At 56.1% G+C, this 21,683-nt stretch carries 13 protein-coding genes; 4 read left to right on the top strand and 9 right to left on the bottom strand.

Annotation, left to right across the window (positions count from 1 at the left end; translation table 11 throughout):
- Positions 1-157: 157 nt before the first annotated feature.
- Positions 158-2,350 (bottom strand): bifunctional 23S rRNA (guanine(2069)-N(7))-methyltransferase RlmK/23S rRNA (guanine(2445)-N(2))-methyltransferase RlmL, encoded by a 2,193-nt coding sequence (rlmKL, locus tag QWJ10_RS14430; protein WP_289927439.1) that lies wholly within the window; start codon positions 2,348-2,350, stop codon positions 158-160.
- A 312-nt stretch (positions 2,351-2,662) separates the two neighbouring features.
- Between rlmKL and rmf the strand changes: the two genes are divergently transcribed.
- Positions 2,663-2,878 carry a ribosome modulation factor gene (rmf, locus tag QWJ10_RS14425; protein ID WP_010797981.1) on the top strand — a complete coding sequence of 72 codons (216 nt, stop codon included), beginning with the start codon at positions 2,663-2,665 and terminating at the stop codon, positions 2,876-2,878.
- Positions 2,879-2,972: 94 nt separating this feature from the next.
- Here rmf and QWJ10_RS14420 read toward each other — a convergent pair whose 3' ends face one another.
- On the bottom strand, positions 2,973-4,001 hold the full coding sequence (locus tag QWJ10_RS14420; protein WP_289927431.1) for a quinone-dependent dihydroorotate dehydrogenase: 1,029 nt from the start codon (positions 3,999-4,001) through the stop codon (positions 2,973-2,975).
- Between the two features lie 394 nt (positions 4,002-4,395).
- Between QWJ10_RS14420 and QWJ10_RS14415 the strand changes: the two genes are divergently transcribed.
- Positions 4,396-5,331: a hypothetical protein gene (locus tag QWJ10_RS14415; protein WP_181123578.1), complete on the top strand. Its 936-nt coding sequence runs from the start codon at positions 4,396-4,398 to the stop codon at positions 5,329-5,331.
- Here QWJ10_RS14415 and QWJ10_RS14410 read toward each other — a convergent pair.
- The 4 genes from QWJ10_RS14410 to QWJ10_RS14395 all read right to left on the bottom strand — a co-directional run bounded on the left by QWJ10_RS14410 (position 5,317) and on the right by QWJ10_RS14395 (position 11,131).
- Entirely contained in the window at positions 5,317-5,898 is a 582-nt protein-coding gene (locus tag QWJ10_RS14410; RefSeq protein WP_289927421.1) for a biliverdin-producing heme oxygenase, read from the bottom strand. The two genes, QWJ10_RS14415 and QWJ10_RS14410, sit on opposite strands and share 15 nt — an antisense overlap.
- Positions 5,895-8,312 carry a response regulator gene (locus QWJ10_RS14405; RefSeq protein WP_289927419.1) on the bottom strand — a complete coding sequence of 806 codons (2,418 nt, stop codon included), beginning with the start codon at positions 8,310-8,312 and terminating at the stop codon, positions 5,895-5,897. The genes QWJ10_RS14410 and QWJ10_RS14405 overlap by 4 nt, the downstream gene beginning before the upstream one ends.
- Before the next feature lie 88 nt (positions 8,313-8,400).
- Positions 8,401-8,862 carry a response regulator gene (locus tag QWJ10_RS14400; RefSeq protein WP_019365111.1) on the bottom strand — a complete coding sequence of 154 codons (462 nt, stop codon included), beginning with the start codon at positions 8,860-8,862 and terminating at the stop codon, positions 8,401-8,403.
- Between the two features lie 10 nt (positions 8,863-8,872).
- A complete protein-coding gene (locus QWJ10_RS14395; protein WP_289927416.1) occupies positions 8,873-11,131 on the bottom strand; it encodes an ATP-binding protein in 2,259 nt (752 codons plus the stop codon).
- Positions 11,132-11,360: 229 nt separating this feature from the next.
- On the opposite strand from QWJ10_RS14395, the gene QWJ10_RS14390 reads away from it, so the two are divergent.
- Positions 11,361-12,365, top strand: coding sequence for an alpha/beta hydrolase (locus QWJ10_RS14390; RefSeq protein WP_289927414.1), 1,005 nt, complete (start codon positions 11,361-11,363; stop codon positions 12,363-12,365).
- 48 nt (positions 12,366-12,413) lie between these two features.
- On the opposite strand, the gene QWJ10_RS14385 is transcribed toward QWJ10_RS14390, so the two are convergent.
- From QWJ10_RS14385 to QWJ10_RS14375, 3 genes are all read right to left on the bottom strand, one after another.
- Positions 12,414-17,285 (bottom strand): NAD-glutamate dehydrogenase, encoded by a 4,872-nt coding sequence (locus QWJ10_RS14385; protein WP_289927412.1) that lies wholly within the window; start codon positions 17,283-17,285, stop codon positions 12,414-12,416.
- A 262-nt stretch (positions 17,286-17,547) separates the two neighbouring features.
- Positions 17,548-19,656: an LTA synthase family protein gene (locus QWJ10_RS14380; protein ID WP_125887937.1), complete on the bottom strand. Its 2,109-nt coding sequence runs from the start codon at positions 19,654-19,656 to the stop codon at positions 17,548-17,550.
- 3 nt (positions 19,657-19,659) lie between these two features.
- The gene (locus QWJ10_RS14375; protein WP_289927408.1) at positions 19,660-20,520 is read right to left on the bottom strand and encodes a hypothetical protein; all 861 of its coding nucleotides are present in this window, start codon (positions 20,518-20,520) and stop codon (positions 19,660-19,662) included.
- A gap of 203 nt (positions 20,521-20,723) precedes the next feature.
- Here QWJ10_RS14375 and QWJ10_RS14370 point away from each other — a divergent pair, with 203 nt between their 5' ends.
- On the top strand, positions 20,724-21,683 hold the full coding sequence (locus QWJ10_RS14370; protein ID WP_125887936.1) for a MoxR family ATPase: 960 nt from the start codon (positions 20,724-20,726) through the stop codon (positions 21,681-21,683).

Here is a 21,683-nt window from a genome sequence, read left to right as displayed (position 1 = left end):
CAGCCGCTCTGACAGCACATTTTCGGTACTGATTAGGCAACGCTGACCTGTTCAGACAAACCTTAGAGGCTATATCCGCCCAGGGTCGACTCTCATCGACCCTCAGGGTTTCAAGTTTTGGCCCGCTTCATGACAGAAGTCACAAGCGAGCGCATCATTATGCTTTTGGCTTAGCCGAAATCCGCCACGCTCTGTGAATCTTGCTGTTCCGTGCAAAATCCGGATCAAGTGTCTCTTGCGTAATCTCTTCTACCTGGTAGCGTGCTGAGAGCGAAGCATCCAGCTCAAACTTTCGGAAGTTGTTCGAAAAATAGAGGAGGCCTCCCCGGGCAAGCCGAGCCATGGCCATATCGATCAGTGAAACGTGATCACGCTGAACATCGAACACGCCCTCCATACGCTTGGAGTTGGAGAAGGTTGGCGGATCGATAAAGATCAGATCGTACTCTCCCCGGTTCTCATCGAGCCACTCCATGACATTGGCTTGTTCCAGACGATGCTTGTCAGAGAAGCCATTGAGCGCCAGATTGCGACGTCCCCAGTCCAGATAGGTCCGTGACATGTCTACGCTGGTGGTGCTGCGGGCACCGCCAACCGCTGCATGTACAGTCGCCGTCGCGGTGTAACAGAACAGGTTCAGGAAACGCTTGCCAGCGGACTCCTGCTGGATACGCAAGCGCAAGGGTCGATGATCCAGGAACAGGCCGGTGTCCAGATAATCGGTCAGGTTGACCAGAAGCTTCACACCCCCTTCGATCACCTCCATAAAGTGACCCTGCGCAGCCTGACGCTCGTACTGCTTCTTACCAGTCTGGCGCTCGCGACGCTTCACGACCACACGAGAAGGATCAACATTCAGCGCCTGCGGAATGGCTGCCAATGCGTCCAACAACCGCGACTGCGCCTTTTCCGGGTCGATAGTCTTCGGCGGTGCGTATTCCTGCACATGAACCCAGTCACGGTACAGATCGACGGCAACAGCGTACTCGGGCATGTCCGCGTCATACACGCGATAACACTCGATCTCTTCCTTACGCGCCCATTTGGAAAGTTGCTTCAGGTTCTTTTGCAGGCGATTGGCAAACATCTGCCCGCCTTCGCTCAGCTTGGCAGGTTCCGCTGCTACCTGCGCCTCATCACGGGATTTTGACGATGTGGAAGAACGTTCACCAGTCACAAATTGCCGTGGTTCGATCTCGAACATGAGCAGCTTGCAAGGCAGTGCACCGTTCCAGAATGCATATTGCTTGTGGCTGCGGATACCCATGCGCTTGCCCAGCTCCGGTGCTCCCGTAAACACACCGGCACGCCAGTTCAAGCAACTCATGCGCAGACGCTCACCCAGGTTCTGATAGAGATACAGCAGGCTTGCCTCATCCCCTAGGCGCTCGCCATAGGGTGGGTTGCAGATGACCAGACCAGTCTGGTTCTTATCTGGTCGCGGTTCAAAACTCGCTACTTCTCCCTGATAAACCTTGATCCAGTCGCCCAGCCCTGCCCGTTCGATATTATTGCGGGCGGGTTGAATAAGCCGAGGGTCTGCTTCATACCCGCGAATCCATAGCGGTGGACGCGCAAGCCCGGCGACAGCTCGATCCTCGGCCTCGTCAATCAAGCGATTCCACACCGCCGGGATATGCCCCAACCAGTTCGAGAACCCCCAATGTTCCCGCTTCAGATTGGGCGCGATGTCCGCAGCCATCAACCCTGCCTCAACAAGGAACGTCCCTACCCCACACATCGGGTCAGCCAACGCGCCGCCCTGCGCGGCCAGTTGCGGCCAGCCCGCACGAATCAGAATGGCCGCCGCCAGATTTTCCTTGAGCGGTGCAGCACCCTGCTGCAGACGGTAACCTCGCTGGTGCAGGCTGTGTCCGGACAAATCCAGCGATACCGTCGCTTCACCTCGATCCAGATGAACGTGAATGCGAACGTCCGGCCGCACCTTGTCAATCGACGGACGCTGCCCCGATACCCTGCGCAGCCCATCGACAATAGCGTCCTTAACCTTGAGCGCGCCGAAATGTGTGTTATCAATCCCCGAACCCTTTCCGGAAAATTCAACGGCCAATGTCCCGTTGGGCTCAAGGTGTTCGCTCCAATCAATAGCCGCCACCCCGTCGTAAAGGGTATCGGCATTGGTTACTGTAAAGCGCGACAGTACCAACAGCACCCGGTTTGCCAAACGTGACCAGAGGCAAAGCCGATAGGCTGTTTCCAGCGTGCCCTGTCCACGTATGGCAGAGACCTGAGCGCGTGCCTGCTCCAGACCAAGCGCTTGTGCCTCGTCCAATAGCAGCCCGTCCAGCCCTTTAGGGCACGTCAGAAACAATTCGTATTGATTGGTCATGAATCGTCATTACTCATTGATGGCAGGTTTACTGACCGGCCAGAAAACTGAAAACCATAAAAAGCCCTATTACATAAGGCTTTGACTGTTAGGACCGGCCTGGTACAGGTCTTTCTTAGCCGGTCGTTATGGTTAGATTTGATAAAAACACTATGGTTATGCCAAAACGATCATTCACATAGCTGTAACCATTGGTTAGAACTTAACCAATCCCGATTCGCAATGAGCGGGATGAGAAGCGTCACGCCGGCAACGCTTCCACGAGGCCCAAGGGCCATTGGAAAAACAGTCAACAAACGAGGGCAACACCCTATGAGAAGACTTAAGCGTGATCCGATGGAACGAGCTTTTCAACGTGGTTATCAGCACGGCGTTAGCGGAAAATCCCGCGATCTTTGCCCCTTTAACCATCAAAAAATCCGCCAGGCCTGGATGAACGGCTGGCGCGAAGGCCGCGGCGACCACTGGGATGGCTTCATCGGCACAGCAGGTATTCATCGCTTAAATCAACTCAACGTAGCAGGCTGATACAACCTAATTCGTTTTGGATGGGTGACTTAACGCCCTCAAACAGATCGCACTGGTGAACACCAGATACGCCTCCAACGAGGCACAGGGCTCCTTAAGGAGCCCTTTTGATTGTCGAAGCGATAGCATCTACCGACTCGCGAATGAGTGCCGGTCCCTTGTAAATGAAGCCGGTATAGATTTGAACCAGGCTCGCACCCGCCGCTATCTTCTGCTCTGCGTGGATACCCTCGGTAATGCCGCCTGCCGCAATAATGGGCAGTTTGCCCTTTAGCTCCGACGCCAGCACACGTACCGTATGCGTACTCTTATCACGCACCGGCGCACCGGAAAGACCGCCCGCCTCGGCAGCATAGGGAAAATTCTCCACGCCGTCCCGGCTCAGAGTCGTGTTCGTCGCGATGATCGCGTCCATGCCTGCCTGATGAATGGCATGAGCTACCAGTACAGTCTCTTCATCCGTCATGTCCGGCGCGATCTTGATGGCAATCGGCACTCGCTTGCCGTAACGCACCGCCAGATCCTCCTGACGAAGCCGAAGCGCTTCCAGAAGCGCTTTGAGCGAGTCACCAAATTGCAGGCTGCGCAGTCCGGGTGTATTGGGCGAGCTGACGTTGACGGTCACGTAGCTGGCATGCGCATAGACCTTGTCCAGGCATAGCAGATAATCGTCAGCGGCACGCTCGACAGGCGTATCGAAATTCTTGCCGATATTGATTCCAAGAATGCCTTTGTACCGGGAGGCCCGAACCCGCTGAATCAGATGGTCGACGCCCAGGTTATTGAACCCCATGCGATTAATGATGGCCTCAGCCTGGGGAATACGGAACAGTCGTGGCCGAGGGTTACCCGGCTGTGGCCTTGGCGTTACCGTACCCACCTCGACAAAACCGAACCCCAACTGTGAAAAACCGTCGATGGCAGCACCGTTTTTATCCAGTCCAGCCGCCAGGCCTACAGGGTTGGCGAACTCCAGCCCCATGACCGTGACGGGGAACGAAGGCTGGCGATGAAACAGGCCATTGAGACCCAGCCTGCCACCAGCACCAATCAGATCAAGGGTCAGATCGTGGGACGTTTCCGGAGAAAGCTTGAACAGTAGGTTACGAACCGTGGAGTACATGGGCAAGGGCTGTTCGAATGGAAGGACCGCCCATTATACAGCTCAACAAGTCGCGAGTCTCTCCATGCCCGTAGTGGGAATAAGCCGTACAGCTCTTTTGTAATTGCAAAGCAGTTATCAGTAACGAACTGAACAAGTTATAAAATGTCAGAATAAAAAGAGTATTTTTCAAAACCCGCTCGTATTTGGCTGGTGCCTTTCAACGTGTGCTCTACTTCCCCGGGTTATTCCAACCGTTCGGAAGAAAATCGCGCAGACTTTCCTATGCATGCCATAGTGAATTGTTAGTGCAATCAGTGAATCTTTATCAGTCGGCAGGGTCCGATGGCCCGCCGTTTATCAACGGGTCTTTGAATACGAATGGAGCGCCAGTGAATTGTCCCACGGAGGGAAAATGAGCCCGCGGAATGCGCTAAGCCTCAGTGCTCGGTTCATGGCGCTTACCCAGCGCTTGAAACTTGGTCAGTCGGCCAGTCGAGTGCTGCATCGCGCCAGCCGTCTGGATCTTGATTTTCAGCCACTCCCGAAGGATGTCGAAAGCATCTGGTGGGATGAAGGGCTTCCCCTGTATCAATTGATTTCCCTGTCACGTGGAGCACTTTCAGGTCCGGTTCAGGAAGACAAGGCGCCTGCCTATGAGCTTCTCAGCCAGCTCATCAAGACGCGGCAGATCAATTACTCCAGCTTCGACCTGCGCTGGATCAACGGCGTCTATACACGCCACCCCGCCGTCAGCACGGTCTCGGCGAGCAGCTTTGAAGAGCTGGCCGCTACACCCTACTGTCGCCGCCATGTACGCATTATCAGTTATCGCGACTTTGAGTCCACACTGGGCCAGGCCCTGGCAGGAAACCGCTTTTCACTGCAGCTTCGTGAAGCGAGCTGGCGCGGCTCACGGCTGTTCTGGTATGGCGATGAGCAGCAGGTTTGCGCTTTTGCAGGCGCAGTAGCCTATGCACGCTTAAGAGGCCTTGAATATCTACTGCCCGCAGAATTGACGACCTATCAGCTCGATCCGGCTGCGGTAGAGACACTCGGTGAAGCCTTCCATGTACTTGCCGTACCTTCGGAGTGCTGGAACGAGCGAGGGTTTGTAAAACTACTGATTGATAACGCCATTCCCTATGCCCGACTTACTCTTCCCGGACACCCGGAGCAGCTAGAATGGCTTCTGCTGCCCCGTCAGTCACCGTTAAGCGATGCGCTAGGTCAGGGACTCAAATTGGCAGGCGCTCCCGATCTGTTGGTTCGCCTACGCCAGATTGGAGCGATTCCTGATGAAAGGACACCCACAGCGCCGTTACCGCCTGAAGAATCAGGCGGTGCTTGAGGCGACCGGTTGAAAGCGTTGCCCTGCCTGTAAAAACAAGCCAAAGGCTTGAGATTGACCGCTGAAGAGATCGTCTTCTTTCCAATGTACCGCCCGATGCTCCAGCTCTGCCAGAAAAGCAGGCCATCCGGCCGGCCCGGAGTCAGGAACATGACTTAGATAATGAGTTGCAGCCCGAATCAATGGCTCATCACTACTAGCCACATAGCGGGCAATCATCTTGCCGCCGAGCCGTGACCCTTCAAGCACATAGGCATATCCCCAAAGGGTGGCCTCATTACTGCAGGCCTGCAAAGGCTTATATTCAGGTACAGACACACCCAGCATGGCCAAATCTTCGGCCAACGCAAACCGACGCCGACGCTGCTTCCAGTCAGGCATCATCGCTTCGATGCCGGAGGACTCAAGCATCTCCTCCATGGGAAACAAGGCCCATGCATGGGCAACCAGAAACGTCTGGTAGCCATCCAGATCCGTTAGTCGATAGGACGAAAACAAGGCGTCCACCTGCTGATGCAATTCGCCACCGGCCTGTCGTAAACGCTCACGAATAGAGGACGTACTCATGTCTGCTGTACTACTTTCAAGGGATTGGAGCCTTTCAGGGCTGAATGAACCTTGTTCGCCAGGTCATTCTCTCGAAAGGGCTTGGGCACGATGAAATATTCCTGCTCGTCCAGCTCACCGAGTTCGGCGTATCCGGTAATGAAAACTACGGGAAGATCGGGCTGGCGTTGACGCAACGTCCGGGCGAGCTCGGCGCCGTTCATGCCCGGCATGGCAAAGTCAGCCAGCAACAGATCAATCTTGGCCGTACGCTCTATCACCGCCAATGCAGCAAAACCGTTCTGCGCCTCGATGACGCTATATCCCAGCTCCTGAAGCAGCGTTGCGGTAACCTCCCGAACAGCACTGTCATCATCAACCAGCAGGATCGTACGCCTGGGCCCATCCATGCGGCTCTCGGAGGCTGCCTGGATATCCGACGCCGCATCATCCAACTCCACCTCGGCGCGGGGTAGAAATACTTTGACTTCGGTGCCTACACCCAATTCGGTTTCGATGCGCACTCCACCACCGGATTGCTTGGCAAAACCAAACACCTGAGCAAGCCCCAGGCCAGAGCCCTTGCCTACTTCCTTGGTAGTGAAGAACGGCTCGAATGCCTTGGCCAGCACCTCATCTGTCATACCCGTGCCAGAATCCCGCACGGACATCATGACGTAATCGCCCGGCTCTGGCTCTTCAGGCCGCGAAGGTGCGGCTGTAATCGTCTGGTTGGCCGTGGTCAGACGCAGCGACCCGCCTACGCTCATGGCATCCCGAGCATTAATTGCCAGATTCAGGATGATCAACTCGATCTGGGTCGGATCGACCAAGGCATGCCAAAGCCCCGGCTCCAGGGAGGTCTCAATCCACACGCTGCCGCCCATGGTGCTTTGCAACAAGGCCAGCATGCTGTTGACCGTCTCGTTCAATTCAACAGGCTTTGGCGCAAGGCGCTGGCGTCGTGAAAACGCCAATAACTGACCAATCAGCTTGGCGCCTCGCTCTCCCGCCTCGCGAACATTCTGCAAACGCGAAGGCAATTTTTCTAAAGTGCCCTTTTCCAGATCGCGCCCCATGAACGCCGCACTGCTGAGAATGACAGTCAATAGATTGTTGAAGTCATGCGCAACACCGGCCGTAAGCTGACCCACGGCTTCCAGGCGCTGCATTTGCTGCAGCGTCGCCTCTACGCGCTCCCGCTCATTGATCTGCTCACGCAACTGCCGGTTGGCTGTCGCCAGTTCTTCCATGGCATCCACTTCGGCGGTGATGTCGCGCCCCGAGCCATACAACTTTCCATCTTCGGGCACAGCCGTCCAGGAAATCCAGCGATAGCTGCCGTCTCGATGCTGAATACGATTAACGAACCGGTTGGTTATCCGGCCGTTACTAACACTGTTCAGCTCAGCCTGGGTAATGCTGCGATCATCACTATGCACCAGCTCAATGAACGGCTTGTCGATCAAGGCCTGGCGATCCCATCCTAGGGTCTCAGCCCAGGCCGGGTTCAATGCCAACAGACGACCTTGTGATCCGGTTACGATCAACAGGCCTCGTGACAGATCCCAGGTACGGTCGCGCTCGCGTGTACGTTCCTGTACACGTTCGCCCAGCAAGGTATTGAGTTGCTCCAGCGCTTCGGTGGCCCGCTTCTGCTGGGTGATATCCATCATTACCCCGAGCAGGCGGGTGCAGATGCCATCCTCGAAGAATGCCTTGCCTCTCGCCTCGATCCAGCGCTGTCCTCCAGTAGGGAGAGAAATCCGGTATTCCGCATGATATTCCTGATCATTGCTGTGCTCGGTAGCACGGCGGACCGCGTCAAACATCTTCTGGACTTCGTCCGGATGCCCCAGTCGAGCAAACAACTCCAAATCGACCTGTGCGTCCGAAGGCAAGTCGAACATGGCCTTGCAGCGCTCGTCCCACAGCAGGCAGTTGGTCTCGGGTTGAAGCTCCCACATGCCCAGGCGCGCCGCATCGATTGCCAGCCGGGAGCGCACTTCAAGCGTTTGCAGAGCCTCTTCGGCCTTGCGGCGCTCCCGTCGTTCATGCACAACAGTCAATGCACGCTCTACGGAAGTAGAAAGCAGCTCCAGACTCTGCTTGAGCACGTAGTCATTCGCGCCCAGGCGCATCATCTCGACGGCATGTGCCTCACCAAAAATGCCGGAAACAAAGATGAACGGCGTATCGGGAGCCGCCACGCGCGCCACTTTGAGCGCCTCGGCTCCAGAGAAGCCAGGCAGGATGATATCCGACAGGATAAGATCGAACGGCTGGCCGCACAGTGCTGCGTCAAGCCCCGCTCGGTCATACACAACCGTTGGCTCAAGACTAAAGCCGTTGCGCTCCAGTTCGATAAGGATCAGCTCGACGTCGAGCTTGCTATCCTCGACCAACAATATCTTGATGCGTTTCGGTAAGGACATATTGCTTCGCCGAGCAGGTTCCACGAGCATGGAACGTGAAATCAGGCCGTTCGGGTCATCTGCAGTATAGGATTTGATAAGGACCTCTCTATGAGCCAGGGCGACGGGTTAGACGGAACGAACCGGGCGGCGGCTCGTTGAGCACAGCCCAAAAGATGCCTAGGTCGCTGATGGCCGCTACGAAATCACGGAACTCGACAGGTTTTACCACATAAGCATTGACACCGAGCTGATAGGCCCGCTCCAGATCAGGCTCCTCGCGAGAAGAGGTCAGCATTACAACCGGTATGCTGCGCAATGACGGGGTATCACGCACTTCTTTGAGCACCTCAAGGCCATCGACCTTGGGTAATTTCAAGTCCAGCAGTATTACCGCCGGATTTCCCTCAAGTCGCTCAGCATGAGCGCCCCGGCGCATGAGATAGTCCAACGCCTCGGCACCGTCGCGCAGAACAATGACCTCGTTGGCCAACTGGCTCCGTTCAAGCGCAACCAGCGTCAGCTCGAGATCGTGCGGATTATCCTCGATCAGAAGAATCGGCTTAAGCATAGAAGGAGTCTCAACGTTTCTGTGTGGAAAGGGGGCGCTGTTTCGGTAAAGCAAAATAGAACGTGGCACCTGTGCCCGGCTCGCCCTCAGCCCAGACCCTGCCATCATGGCGTTCTATGATACGGCGGACAGTGGCAAGGCCGATACCGATGCCTTCGAACTCGTCCATATGGTGCAGTCGCTGGAAGACGCCGAACAGCTTGCCCACGTAATCCATGTTGAATCCGACCCCGTTATCTCTGACATGGAAAATGTCTTCCTTGTCGGTTGATTCTGAGCCGATCTCGATAACCGCTTGCTCGCGGTTGCGGGTGTACTTGATCGCGTTGGAAATCAGGTTGCGGAGCGCCAGATGAATAAAAGCCGCATCTGCAATGACCATCGGCAATGGCTCGACCTTCCACGCGATGTTGCGCCCGGCAAAGTCAGGCGCCATCTCCTGACGAATCGCTTCGATCAAGGCTGCGACATTGACATCGGAATAGCGGATCGCAGCCCTTCCCATCTGGGAAAAGCTCAGCAGATTATCAACTAGGGTTCCGGCAAATCGTGCTGAAACGCCAATGTTCTCAAGGAAGCGCGCTCCACGATCAGAAAGCTTGTCGCCCTCAAAGTCATTGAGCAGCTCTGCGTAACCCGCGATGTGCCGCAGAGGCGCACGCAGGTCATGTGAGACACTATAAGAAAAGGCTTCAAGCTCTTTATTGGTTCGCTTGAGCTCCTCCGCCAATTCAGCCAGTTCTTCAGCCTTGCGCAAGACGATACCGCGAACAGCATTACGCAGCTCGATGCTGCCCTCGATCTCGAGTGGGTCCCACGGCAACGAGAAGCCCCGGACGGTTTCCTGCCATGTGCTAAAGCTCAGACGGGGGTTGAGCATCCCATTGTCCTGCACCGCCTTGTGCGGCGGTCCGGCCCAATTGACGACCTGAATCTGCTCAGGCCTGAACCAGATCAGGTAATGGGAGTGAAGCTCGGAAATCGGCACCGCCAGCAAACCGGCAACATAGCCGCCCAACTCCAGCTCGGGAATATCGCGTGTCACATTGTTGGTATGAAAATCATCTTCAACGTGCGTCGAGAGCCACATCACCAACGACTCGACGACCGAACGCGGGGGCGTCTGACCAATCAGGTCACAGCGCTCAGCCGACACGATAGCGCCACCCGATGCACTGGCGAACCGGAGGAAAACATCAGGCATTTCGGCAATGCCCTCGATCACACTATCGCGGTCAGCCATTGCGGCCAGCAGCTGCACGATCATCTGCCGAAGCGACAAACGACGATCAGATAGTTTATGGGACTCGCCTGCCTCGATCTGCAAGGACAGCATACGCCCCAGGAGCTCACAGCCAGTGCGTTTCTGGAAACTGACCGGCTTTGACCCCGCATCGTGGCAGGAAATCAGCCCCCAGAGTTCATTGTCCACCAGAATGGAAATGGACATAGAGGCCTGCGTCCCCATGTTACGCATGTACTGGATATGCACTGGCGACACGCTGCGTAGCATTGCAAAGCTCAAGTCCAGCGGGCGCCCCGTTTCTGGATTGACGGAAGGCTCGATGATGGAGGGCTTGTAATAGGCGTCCTGAATGACGCGAATCCGGTTTTCACGATAGAGCCGACGCGCCTGAGCCGGAATATCCGACTCGGGAAAGACATGGCCAAGGTAGCGATCGTAGCCCTCGTCTGCCTCTTCGGCAATCACCTGGCCGTGGCCGTCGCGATCAAAGCGATACGCCAGTACGCGGCCGAACTGCGTAATGCGTTTAACCTCTCGCACCGCCAACAGACAAAGCGCCTCGATGGACTCGGCATGCTGCAGCTGCTCGACAAAGGTACGCACCAACGGGTACATCGTCGTGTAGGCCATTGCCGCCGTGCCGGCCGCTTCGAACTCGGCGATCAATACATCATCGAAACGATGCACGAACATGGCAAAACGGTAGCTGTTATCGCCAAGCCGCAAGGTTACATCACCTAGATAGAAGGGATTGTGGTCCTCGACGACCAGCTCTTTCAGCCGCTCGGACAGATCCGTCTCTGGCAGAAAATCACTCAGGCACTTTCCTAGCAGATCGGCAGGGCTGGCACACAGATAATCCTGTACGTTTTGGCTAACCTGAGTAATCGTCAGGCTCGGCTCGCTCAGGGCCAGCAGAAACCCATGTGGCTGGATACTACCGGGAATGTGTATCGGTTCTTTCGCACATTCCGTCAGCGTGCTGGCTGGAAGCGAGGAACTGGGATTGTCGGCGACGGCCAAGCATCCTCTCCTGTCGTTACGTATGGATGTTTTATCTATGCCTATTGTGCCTGCATAGGTACGTTATTGTACAAGTGTGATTGATCGGGATAGCGCTAAAGATCTATGATCCGCCCGCTAGAGCTTTCCTGTTGTACATGTCTTGTCAAACAGTGCTGGTGGACTACGGAACTATTAGTTGCCTAGGGTAAGTCGAAACGGCTGAATCATCCCAAGGAGCAAGTTATCCATGTTCGCGCGCCTCGCCCCTGCTTTGCTGCTAGCTACCCTGACACATTCGGCATTGGCTGCCGATGCCGCCTATGGTCCACGCCTGGAAGGTTTCGAATACGCTTACCCGGTAAGTGAGTTTGAGTTCACATCCCAAAATCAACGCCTGCAAATGGCTTACATCGATGTGAAGCCTACCGCAACACCTAACGGGCGTACCGTGGTGCTGATGCATGGAAAGAACTTTTGTGCCGGAACCTGGGAAACGACCATAGCCCAACTGAGCGGGGCCGGTTATCGGGTCGTAGCGCCGGACCAGATTGGTTTTTGTAAATCCACCAAACCTGAACACTATCAATATACCTTTCAGCAGCTGGCGGTGAATACCCACGCGCTTCTCGAGCATCTGGGTGTAGACAAGGTCACAGTTTTAGGTCATTCCACCGGCGGCATGCTGGCTACCCGCTATGCCCTGCTCTACCCCAGCCAGGTCGAGCAACTGGTCATGGTTAACCCCATTGGCCTTGAAGATTGGAAGACCAAAGGTGTGCCTTACCGTAGTGTTGACCAATGGTACGAGCGGGAGCTGAAAACAAGCGCCGAAGGTATTCGCAAGTACGAGCAGAACACCTATTACGCCGGCCAGTGGAAGCCTGAATACGATCGCTGGGTCGATATGCTGGCCGGGCTGTATCGTGGTGAGGGCAAGCAGGTCGTAGCCTGGAACTCGGCCCTGCTGTACGACATGATCTATACCCAGCCTGTGGTCTATGAATTTGATCAGCTGCGCATGCCAACCCTGCTCATGATAGGCACCAAGGACAATACCGCCATTGGCAAGGACGCAGCCACTCCAGAAGCACAGAAGGCACTGGGTGACTATACGACCCTAGGCAAGCAGACAGCCAAGACAATTCCCCATGCCACACTAGTCGAATTTGATGACATGGGACATGCACCACAAATCCAGGATCCCGAGCGCTTTCACAAGGCGCTGCTCAAAGGATTGGCTGAAATTAAATAAGCTTATAAAAAACCCCGCCGAGGCGGGGTTTTTTATCGATGGTGCGACTTACATCGTCGAACTCGTGGCAGAACCCAGACTAGCCAAGTCCATTAGTTCACGGGCTGCCACCGCATACATGGCGAAATCCTTTCCGCTGGCGGCACGCACATCACTGAGCATACCTCTCCAGCGTTCCACCATGGTACGGTTGTGCTCCATCCATAGGGCCAGCCGCGCAGCGTTATCTTCAGGTGCCTCAGGCATCTGCAAAACCGCAATCGTGATGATGCGCTGCTGTGCATCCAGTTCATCTCTGAACGCTTCACGCGCCAATGCTTGCCAGGCATTTTCAACCGGCAACTCGTTGAGCTGTTGCTGATACCAGGTCAGGTCGAGCGCATTGCCAACAGCGAACCAGGTAGAGGCCACCTGAATTGGGTCATGCCCGGTCACGTCAGCCGCCTGGATGATGGGCAAAAGCGTGTAGATATGCGTCGTACCCGCCACCACACGCGCCAGTAGCTCCGGCGTACCCTGATCGATGTAATGCTGATACCGCCCTTCCCACTGGCTGCGTGGCTCGCCCTCGAGCAGTTCGTTCAAACGAACGCCCAGCGCGGCAATACGTGGCCCGAAGTGAGCAACATCACGCGCAGCATCCAGCTCACCGCGACGGCTGCGCAGGAACCAGCGCGTCGCACGACGCCCCAAGCGCATCAATTCATCCATCAGACTCAACTGAACATCTGCCGGAACCTTATAGTCTAGCGCTTCGATCTGACGCCACCAATGAGGCAAATGCAGGACATCTCGCATCACAACATAGGCACGCGTGATATCCGCCGCGCTCATGGCGGTGGACTCCTTGAGGCGCTGGATAAAGGTGATACCCATATGGTTGATCAGATCGTTGGCGATCTGGGTACTCACGATCTCGCGCTTCAGACGATGCCGCTGCATCGCCTCGCCAAACTCCTCAGTCAGGCGCTGCGGGAACGCAGTATGCATGTCGCGGCTAAGGTACTCATCGTCCGGCACGCTCGACTTGAGCAATTGCTCCTTCAAATCGATCTTGCTGTAGGAGATCAGCACCGAAAGCTCGGCGCGGGTCAGGCCTATACCCTGGCTGGCGCGCTCTGTCAGAACATCATCAGAGGGCAGGAACTCCAATGCGCGGTCAAGTTTGCCACGGCCTTCCAGGTCCACGATGAGACGCTTGTACTCCATGAGATGCGTCCGTGCACGACGCTCCGCCAGAGACAGCGCTTGGGTTTGCATGTAATTGTTGTTGACGACCAGCTCACCGACTTCATCGGTCATCTCGCCCATAAGCTGATTACGCTGTTTCAGGGTCATGTCGCCAGAGGACACCACATCGCCCAAGAGAATCTTGATGTTGACCTCATGGTCAGAGCAGTCCACGCCGCCGGCATTATCAATGAAGTCGGTATTGCACGCGCCACCATTGAGACCATACTCGACCCGTGCCAGCTGGCTCATGCCCAGGTTACCGCCCTCACCTACCACCTTGGCGCGAAGCTCGTTGCCGTTCACCCGTAGCGCATCGTTGGCCTTGTCTCCGATATCCGCATGGGATTCGAAGCTGGCCTTGACGTAAGTACCGATACCGCCGTTCCAGATAAGATCGACCGGAGCCTTGAGCAGTGCATGAATCAGCTCGTTGGGCGTCAGCTGATCGGCCTGGATATCGAAGCGTTCCTTCATCTGCGGCGAAATTTCAATTCGCTTGGCACTACGCGAGAAAATGCCGCCACCCTCGGAAATCAGGCTGGCGTCATAGTCCGTCCAGCTGGAGCGTGGCAGGTCAAACAGACGCTGGCGCTCGGCAAAGCTGCGGGCAGCGTCGGGGTTTGGGTCGATAAAGATATGCAAATGGTTGAATGCCGCCACCAGCTGAAGGCTTTCCGAACGCAACAGACCATTGCCAAAAACATCGCCCGCCATATCGCCGATACCCAGCACGGTGACCGGGTCTTTCTGGACGTCAATGCCCCGCTCGCGAAAATGCCGCTGTACGCTAACCCAGGCACCCCGCGAGGTAATACCCATTTTCTTGTGGTCGTAACCTGCCGAACCGCCAGAAGCGAACGCATCACCCAGCCAGAAGCCGTATTCAGCCGCAATACTATTGGCAATGTCCGAGAAGGTCGCCGTGCCTTTATCGGCTGCCACGACCAGATAGGGATCGTCATCGTCCTGACGCACAACACCCGCTGGCGGAACGATTTCACCCTCTTTCAGGTTGTCCGTGATATCCAGCAAACCGGAAATGAAGATGCGGTAGCACGCAATTGCCTCGGCCAGGATTTCATCCCGGCTACCGCCTACAGGCAGACGCCGCGGTACGAATCCACCTTTTGCTCCTACCGGTACGATTACCGAGTTCTTAACCTGCTGCGCCTTTACCAGGCCCAGCACCTCTGTACGGTAATCCTCTTCCCGATCCGACCAACGCAGACCGCCACGAGCAACCTTGCCGCCTCGCAGGTGGACGCCTTCCACACGTGGCGAGTAAACGAAAATCTCAAATCGCGGTACAGGCTTGGGCAGTTCGGGAATTGCACGCGGATTGAACTTGAAGCTGAAATAGCCCTTGGGCTGTCCATTTTCGTCTGGCTGGTAAAAGTTGGTTCGCAGCGTTGCCTTGATCAGATCCAGGTAACGACGCAGGATACGGTCTTCGTTGAGCACTGCCACGTTATCCAGTGCTGCAAGGATTGCCTGCTCCAAACGCTGTTGCTTGTCTTCCAGATCTTCCGGACTCATGCGGCGCGCCAGATAGAAGCGCATACGGAACAGGCGTGTCAGCTCGCGTGCAATGTCCACATGATTGTTCAGCGTACTGGCAATGTAGCCAACGTCGAACCCAATGCGAATCTGCTTGAGATAACGCGCGTAGGCACGTAGCAGGGCCACATCACGCCAGGGCAGCCCGGCCGTCAGGACCAGCCGGTTAAAGGAGTCATTCTCGGCGCTGCCATTGACGATATGGATGAACGCATCCTGGAAGGTGTCGTTGAGCTGTTGCAGGTCCACATGCAACCCTGCCACCGTGGTAAAGGCAAAATCGTGGATCCAGTATTCACGCCCATCTTTCTTGCGCAGGTGATAAGGAAACTCACCCAGTACGCGCAAGCCAAGGTTTTCAAGGATTGGCAGCACATCTGACAAGGCCAGCGGCGTATCCGCATGATAGAGCTTGCAATGCAGGACATTGTCGCCGCCGCTGTAACCGAGCGGCTGATAGAAGCTCATGATCAGCGGGCGGCTTTCCGACAGGTTCAGCAGATGCCGCATGTCCACCACCGCCAGATGCGGCGCGAAACGCTCACGATAACCGGCCGGGAAACCCTGAGGGAAATCGGCCAGTACAGCTGTACCCTGCGCCTCGCCCAAGGTATCGATGATCAGGCTGGCATAGTCGTCCTTCCAAGACCGGCACGCCTGTACCATTTCCTTTTCAATACGCGAAGGATCAATTTCCGGTTTCTGGCCTGGATCGATACGTAGAATGAACTGAACACGCGCCAGAACGGATTCGGAGAAATAGGTCCAGAACTCGCAGTCGGTGCCATGCAAGCGCTCCATAAGGATCTGCTGCATGCGCTGACGGACCTCGGTGGAATAAATGTCGCGCGGTACATAGGCCAGGCAGTAATAGAAGCGTCCGTAGGGATCGCGGCGCAGGAAGACGCGAACCTTGTTGCGCTCCTGGATCTGCACAATGGACATCGCCGTAGCGAAAAGATCATCTACCGGTGTCTGGAAGAGATCATCACGAGGCAGTGCTTCAAGCACCTGCGCCAGTTCCTTGCCCAAGTGTGCACTGGCACCGAAATCCGCCCGACGTCTGACTTCCGCCGCCTTGCGCCGGATAAAGGGAATGGCTTCGACGCTCTGGTTATAGACGTTGGAGGTATATAACCCCATAAACCGGTGTTCACGAATGACATGCCCCTGTTCGTCGCACTGACGGATAGAGACAAAATCGGGATAGGCCGGACGATGTACACGGCTTGGCAACGCAGCTTTGGCAAACGAGAGCAGCAACGGCTCACGGAAATACTGCAGCGACTCGGTCTGGATATGAGCGTCTTCGGCAGTAAGGCCTATGCGCAGCTGCCGCGAAAGCCCCAGCAGAGAGGACTCGTCATAGAAGATGCGGCCACCCTCACCCTCGTTCTCGACGGTAAACTCTTCATATCCCAAGAACGTGAAGTGGTTGTCGTTGAGCCAGGCCAGGAAGGTCTTCACCTCGTCCAGCTCTTCTGCTGCCACATTTGGCCCCGCCATGGTGTCCAGCTGATCGAGCAGATGCGCTACACGCTGTTTCATGGGGTTGAAATCGTTCACGGCCAGGCGCACCTCGCCCAGCACTTCAAGCAGGGCTGATTCAAGCGCCTTCATGTCACTGGCTGAAGCACAGCGATCGATCTCAAGAAAAATGACTGATTCCTGGCTGACTCCCTCTCCCTGGGTACCTTTGGGCAGTACCTCCAGCAGACGGCCTGTCTCATCACGGCGTACGCTCAGTACACTGTTCTGCAGAGTATGTACGCTGTGTCCGGATCGATTGATCTGCATGCGGACCGAGTCAACCAGGAACGGGATATCGGCATGCAGGACCTCTACCGCCGTGTGGGCAGACTGCCAGCCATGCCGCTCGTATTCAGGGTTGAATACATTGACCTGCGGCTGAGCCGGATTGAAACGCTCCAACAAGCGCCAGGCCGAGAGTACACAACCAACAAGGTCCGAAAGACGGCGCTGGGTCAGTTCTTCCAACGCGACAATTCCGAAGAACTGGTCAGCGAAGGGTGTCAGCCTGGAGAGCGTCGGCTCGTCCACATGCTGAGCAAGAGCAAGGTGTAACTGGTGTTGAAAGTCCGCTTTGCTGGCAGCGGTAAAAAACGCCATGGTTGTACTCCATCTGGGCTTTATTCGTTTTTTGCACGCCTGGTGCCTACATACAAGGACGAGGACCCAGGGTGTTCAGCTCGAGTTCAACTTTATTGCAACTGAAGCCCCTGACATTTTTGGCAGCAGCGACTTCAGCCGGGTAAAAGCTTAAAACGAAGCTGCCGCCGCTGCATTCGGTGCCGCGACATCTTCGTTCATACCTGTTGCAGATGGGGTTTGGGAAAGGGCTGGCGCAGCGTTTGCCGCTGCGCCAGAGCGATTACTTCGAGGAGGGAATCTGGAGCGCCGGCGTCACACCGGTCGTGTTATTCAAAAGGCTGTCGGTTGCGGTTTGCAGGAAGGCATCCAGCTTGTGCTGCATGGCAGAGGCCTTGTCCGCATCATTGACCACTTCCACACGGCGGATAGCGCCCAACTCGTATCGATACAGGCGTGCGTCAAGATCCTTGGGCTTCACCAGAATATCGTCACCCGACACGATAGCCACGGTCTGCTCGCCTCCTGACGGCTTGATAACCGCAACACCAGGATCGCCTGCTGGCAGGTCCAGCAAATCCCGGCCCCAGCATTGATGGCGGGCCGGTTCGCCCAAGCGCCCGAGGATGGTGGGCACTATGTCGATCTGGCTACCAATCGTATCGCGGCGGCTGCCAAAGGTTTCCTGTACGCCAGGCCCAATCAACAGCAGCGGTACGTTGAAGCGGAAAAGATCCATTTCCGTCAACTGTTCCGGCGCACCAAAACCGTGGTCGCCCACAATGACGAACAGCGTGTCCTTGAAATAGGGCTGCTTGCGCGCCTCGGCAAAGAACTGGCCCAGCGACCAGTCCGCGTAGCGCATCGCTGTCAGATGCTCGTCCAGCGAACCGTGTCCGGTTACACGCTCAACCGGCAGGTCTTTGGGTAACGCGTAAGGGGTGTGATTAGAAAGAGTTTGCAGCAGGGCATAAAACGGCTTGCCCTGCTTTTCGAGCTTGCTGAGTTCTTCAGCCGAGCGGGCAAACATGTCCTGGTCAGAGACACCCCAGGTTGGATCGATAAAGACCGGATTGACAAAGTCGTCACGCCCTACGAAAGAGGTCATACCCTGGTTGCTAAAGAAGCCAGACTGATTGTCCCAGGCGAAACTTCCGTTGTAGACATAGACATCATTATAGCCGCGCGGGCTGAGCATCTGCGGCAGTCCCGAAAACTTGTTACTGCCCTCTGGCATCCGCATGAGGTATTCGAAAGCCGGCAAGTTCGGGAAGCATGCCATGGTGGCAAACATCCCCTGGTGGGTGTGAGTGCCGTTGGAAAAGAAACGGGTAAACAGCAGGCCGTCCTTGCTTAGCGCATCGAAATTGGGCGTGATGTTATCCGTACTGCCCAGCGCACCAATGTACCGGCCCGCCATGCTCTCCATCAGAACGACGACAACATTGCGTACACCCGGCAGCCTGGTTTCGGGCGCCGGTGTATAGTCGCGACGAATGGCAGCGGTATCGGCATCCACCAGCTGATCACGAGGTGTGAGCAACATGCTGCGTACGGTCTTCAGCGCCTCATCCTCGGGCAGGGTCGCTTTCCAGGTGTTGTCCCGATGGTCAGAGAAGGAGTGCTCTGCCGCGTTGATAAGCGTCAGAGTGCCATTGAGCCCCAGATGATTGGCAAACATCGACTCCGTTGTATAGGCATCCCCCCAGCGCAACGGTGGGCCATGGCGCAGCGTGCCACGTACGGCAACGACCGCCACCAGCAGACAGACTACGAATACCGCGCCCCGCGCATACCAGGCAGGTGAAGCGACCGGGCGGGCTCCCGTGCTGTCCGAAGCGACAACCTTCGGCCGCGTCGCCCGCTCGATACGATGAAACATCCATCCCAGCAATAACGCTGCTACCAGCCAGGCCAGCAGAAGGCGAACAACAGGAAAGCCGTACCAGATCATACTGAATACGGTCTTGAGGTCTTCCTGCATGTACTGGAACACCAAGCCGTTCAGGCGCTGATGAAATTCTCGGTAGAAGTTCAGCTCCACCACACCCAGGAACAGGCAAAGGCTTGCAGCGACCGTAAGCCAGACGCAGTGCAGGCGGCGAGCCGCCATGGCACGCACGCTGAGCAGTGAAAGCAGTAGCGGCACACAGATGTATGCAATCAGGCGCAGGTCGAAGCGGGCACCGTTGATAAACGCCTCGATGAACTCGCCGGCAGGCGTATCGCCAATGGATTCATGATTGTAAGCCAGCAAGGCCAGCCGCAGCAGGGCGAACATGACCAGCAAGGCCAGCGCACTCCCCAGCGTAAAGGCCAGATGACTGGCAATGGTTGGCTGTATAGGCCTGCGCCCTGGATTAGCGGGTCGTTTGGCGTCCGGTTGTTGCATTGTTTAAGCGCCTTCTTTGGTGCGTTGGAGTTTCAGGATGCGGTTGCGTCCCTGCTCGGATAGCAGAAAACTGCCGTCAGGTGATGGCAGAAGGGTCTGGGCAGAGCGAAGATGACTTAGAACCACATGCTCTTTGCCCTGTCGATCGAGCAGCAGCAGCCGGGCCATGTGCGTGGCGTCTTCCGTAATCCAAACACCCTCCGTGGTACACACCATAAAGCCAGGCGCATTCAAACCGGTGAGCACTATAGGGTCCTGGCCATCGGCTTGCCATTGGTGGATTTCACCCTTCTGCTTTTCGAGATAGAACAGCGAACCGTCCGGGCAAGGTGCGACGGCTTCTGCCTGATCAAGGCCCTGCCGCAGAATGGTCACCGCCTGGGTGCTTGGGTCATAGCGCAGCAATCGCCCGTTGCCATGCAAATCTTCGATGGCGTAGAGGTAGTGTCCGTCGGTTGAGACTTCTTCGACATCATTACCCATGAACAGCTCGCGTCTTTGATCGCCCTTTTGCCAGATGACGGGATGTCGGTCGGCCTCCTGGCTATACACCACCCCCCCTTGAAAGAAGGTCAGACCATCAGGCTTGGAAAGACCTTCGACATAAGGATTTAGCATCCCATCGGGAGAAAGCGTCATGATTCTTCCCTTTCCATCCTGGAACTCTTCCGTTACATACAGAGTGCCTGCCTCATCCCTGATCAGCGCACTGACGTGAGGAATATCCTGGCGGTAAATTGAGTACTCCCAACCATTAGCGGCCTGGACAGGGAAGAAGTGTTTCCAAAGTGGAACGCAGGCCGCTGCAATCAGCGCAATACCTGCAATAGCAGCCAGCTTTCCGGCGCGCCTATTCAGCGTCATTGATACGAAACCCGTTCAAAAAGCGTAAGAATGCCGGATCAGGAATCAAAATTTCGTCAAAATACCGCCTGCAGCCTTTGCAAGACCATTGATCTTCCGTGTGCTAGCCAAACGCCGCTAGAGGTTAGGTGTAGTGCATGGGAATGGATTAAAGTAACGCTCTGCCGAGGCTTTCATCCTTGCCATTTTTCCAGGAAGTATTAATGGAACACCGTGAAGCGCTGATCTCGCTACGCAATTACCTATCCAGCCAGATCCTAGGCCAGGAAAAGCTTATCGAGCGTTTGTTGATCGCACTGCTCGCCGACGGGCATCTTCTTGTAGAAGGCGCTCCCGGACTTGCGAAAACCAAGGCAATCAAAGATCTCGCCGACGGACTGGAAGCCGAGTTTCATCGTATCCAGTTCACTCCGGACCTATTACCGGCCGACATTACCGGTACAGAGATCTATCGAGCCGACAGCGGTAACTTCGAATTCCAGCGCGGCCCTATCTTTCACCATCTCGTGTTGGCAGACGAGATCAACCGAGCACCGGCCAAGGTACAGTCCGCCCTGCTGGAAGCCATGGCGGAGCGCCAGGTCAGTATTGGCCGTACCACCTATGACCTACCGCCGTTGTTCCTGGTCATGGCTACACAAAATCCTATCGAACAGGAAGGAACCTACCCGCTGCCGGAGGCCCAGCTCGACCGGTTCCTCATGCATGTCAAGATTGGTTACCCGGATTCCAGCGTTGAACGACGGATCCTGGCGCAGGCACGAGGCGAGGCATTACACGGGGAAACGAAGGCGCCTAATCAGGTGACGCAGGAGGCCATCTTTGCGGCCAGACGGGAGGTTGTTTCGCTGTATATGGCCGACGCGGTCGAGGAGTATCTTGTCCAGCTCATAATGGCGACACGGACACCGGCACGCTTCGATGCCGAACTGGCACAGTGGCTCAGCTATGGGTCGAGTCCGCGGGGCTCCATCGCGCTGGATCGTTGCTCTCGCGCACATGCCTGGCTTGCGGGACGGGATTTCGTCAGTCCGGAAGACATCCAGGCGGTACTGTTCGACGTTCTGCGACACCGCATAATCCTCTCCTTCGAGGCCGAAGCGGCCGGCGTCGACCATGATCGCGTAGTGCAACGTATTCTCGACGTTGTGGCCGTTGCATAG

This window comes from Pseudomonas sp. WAC2 (assembly GCF_030403525.1).
Lineage (GTDB): Bacteria > Pseudomonadota > Gammaproteobacteria > Pseudomonadales > Pseudomonadaceae > Chryseomonas > Chryseomonas luteola.
The sequence above is the reverse complement of the archived record's forward strand: the minus strand, read 5'-3'. Positions and strand labels throughout refer to the sequence as shown.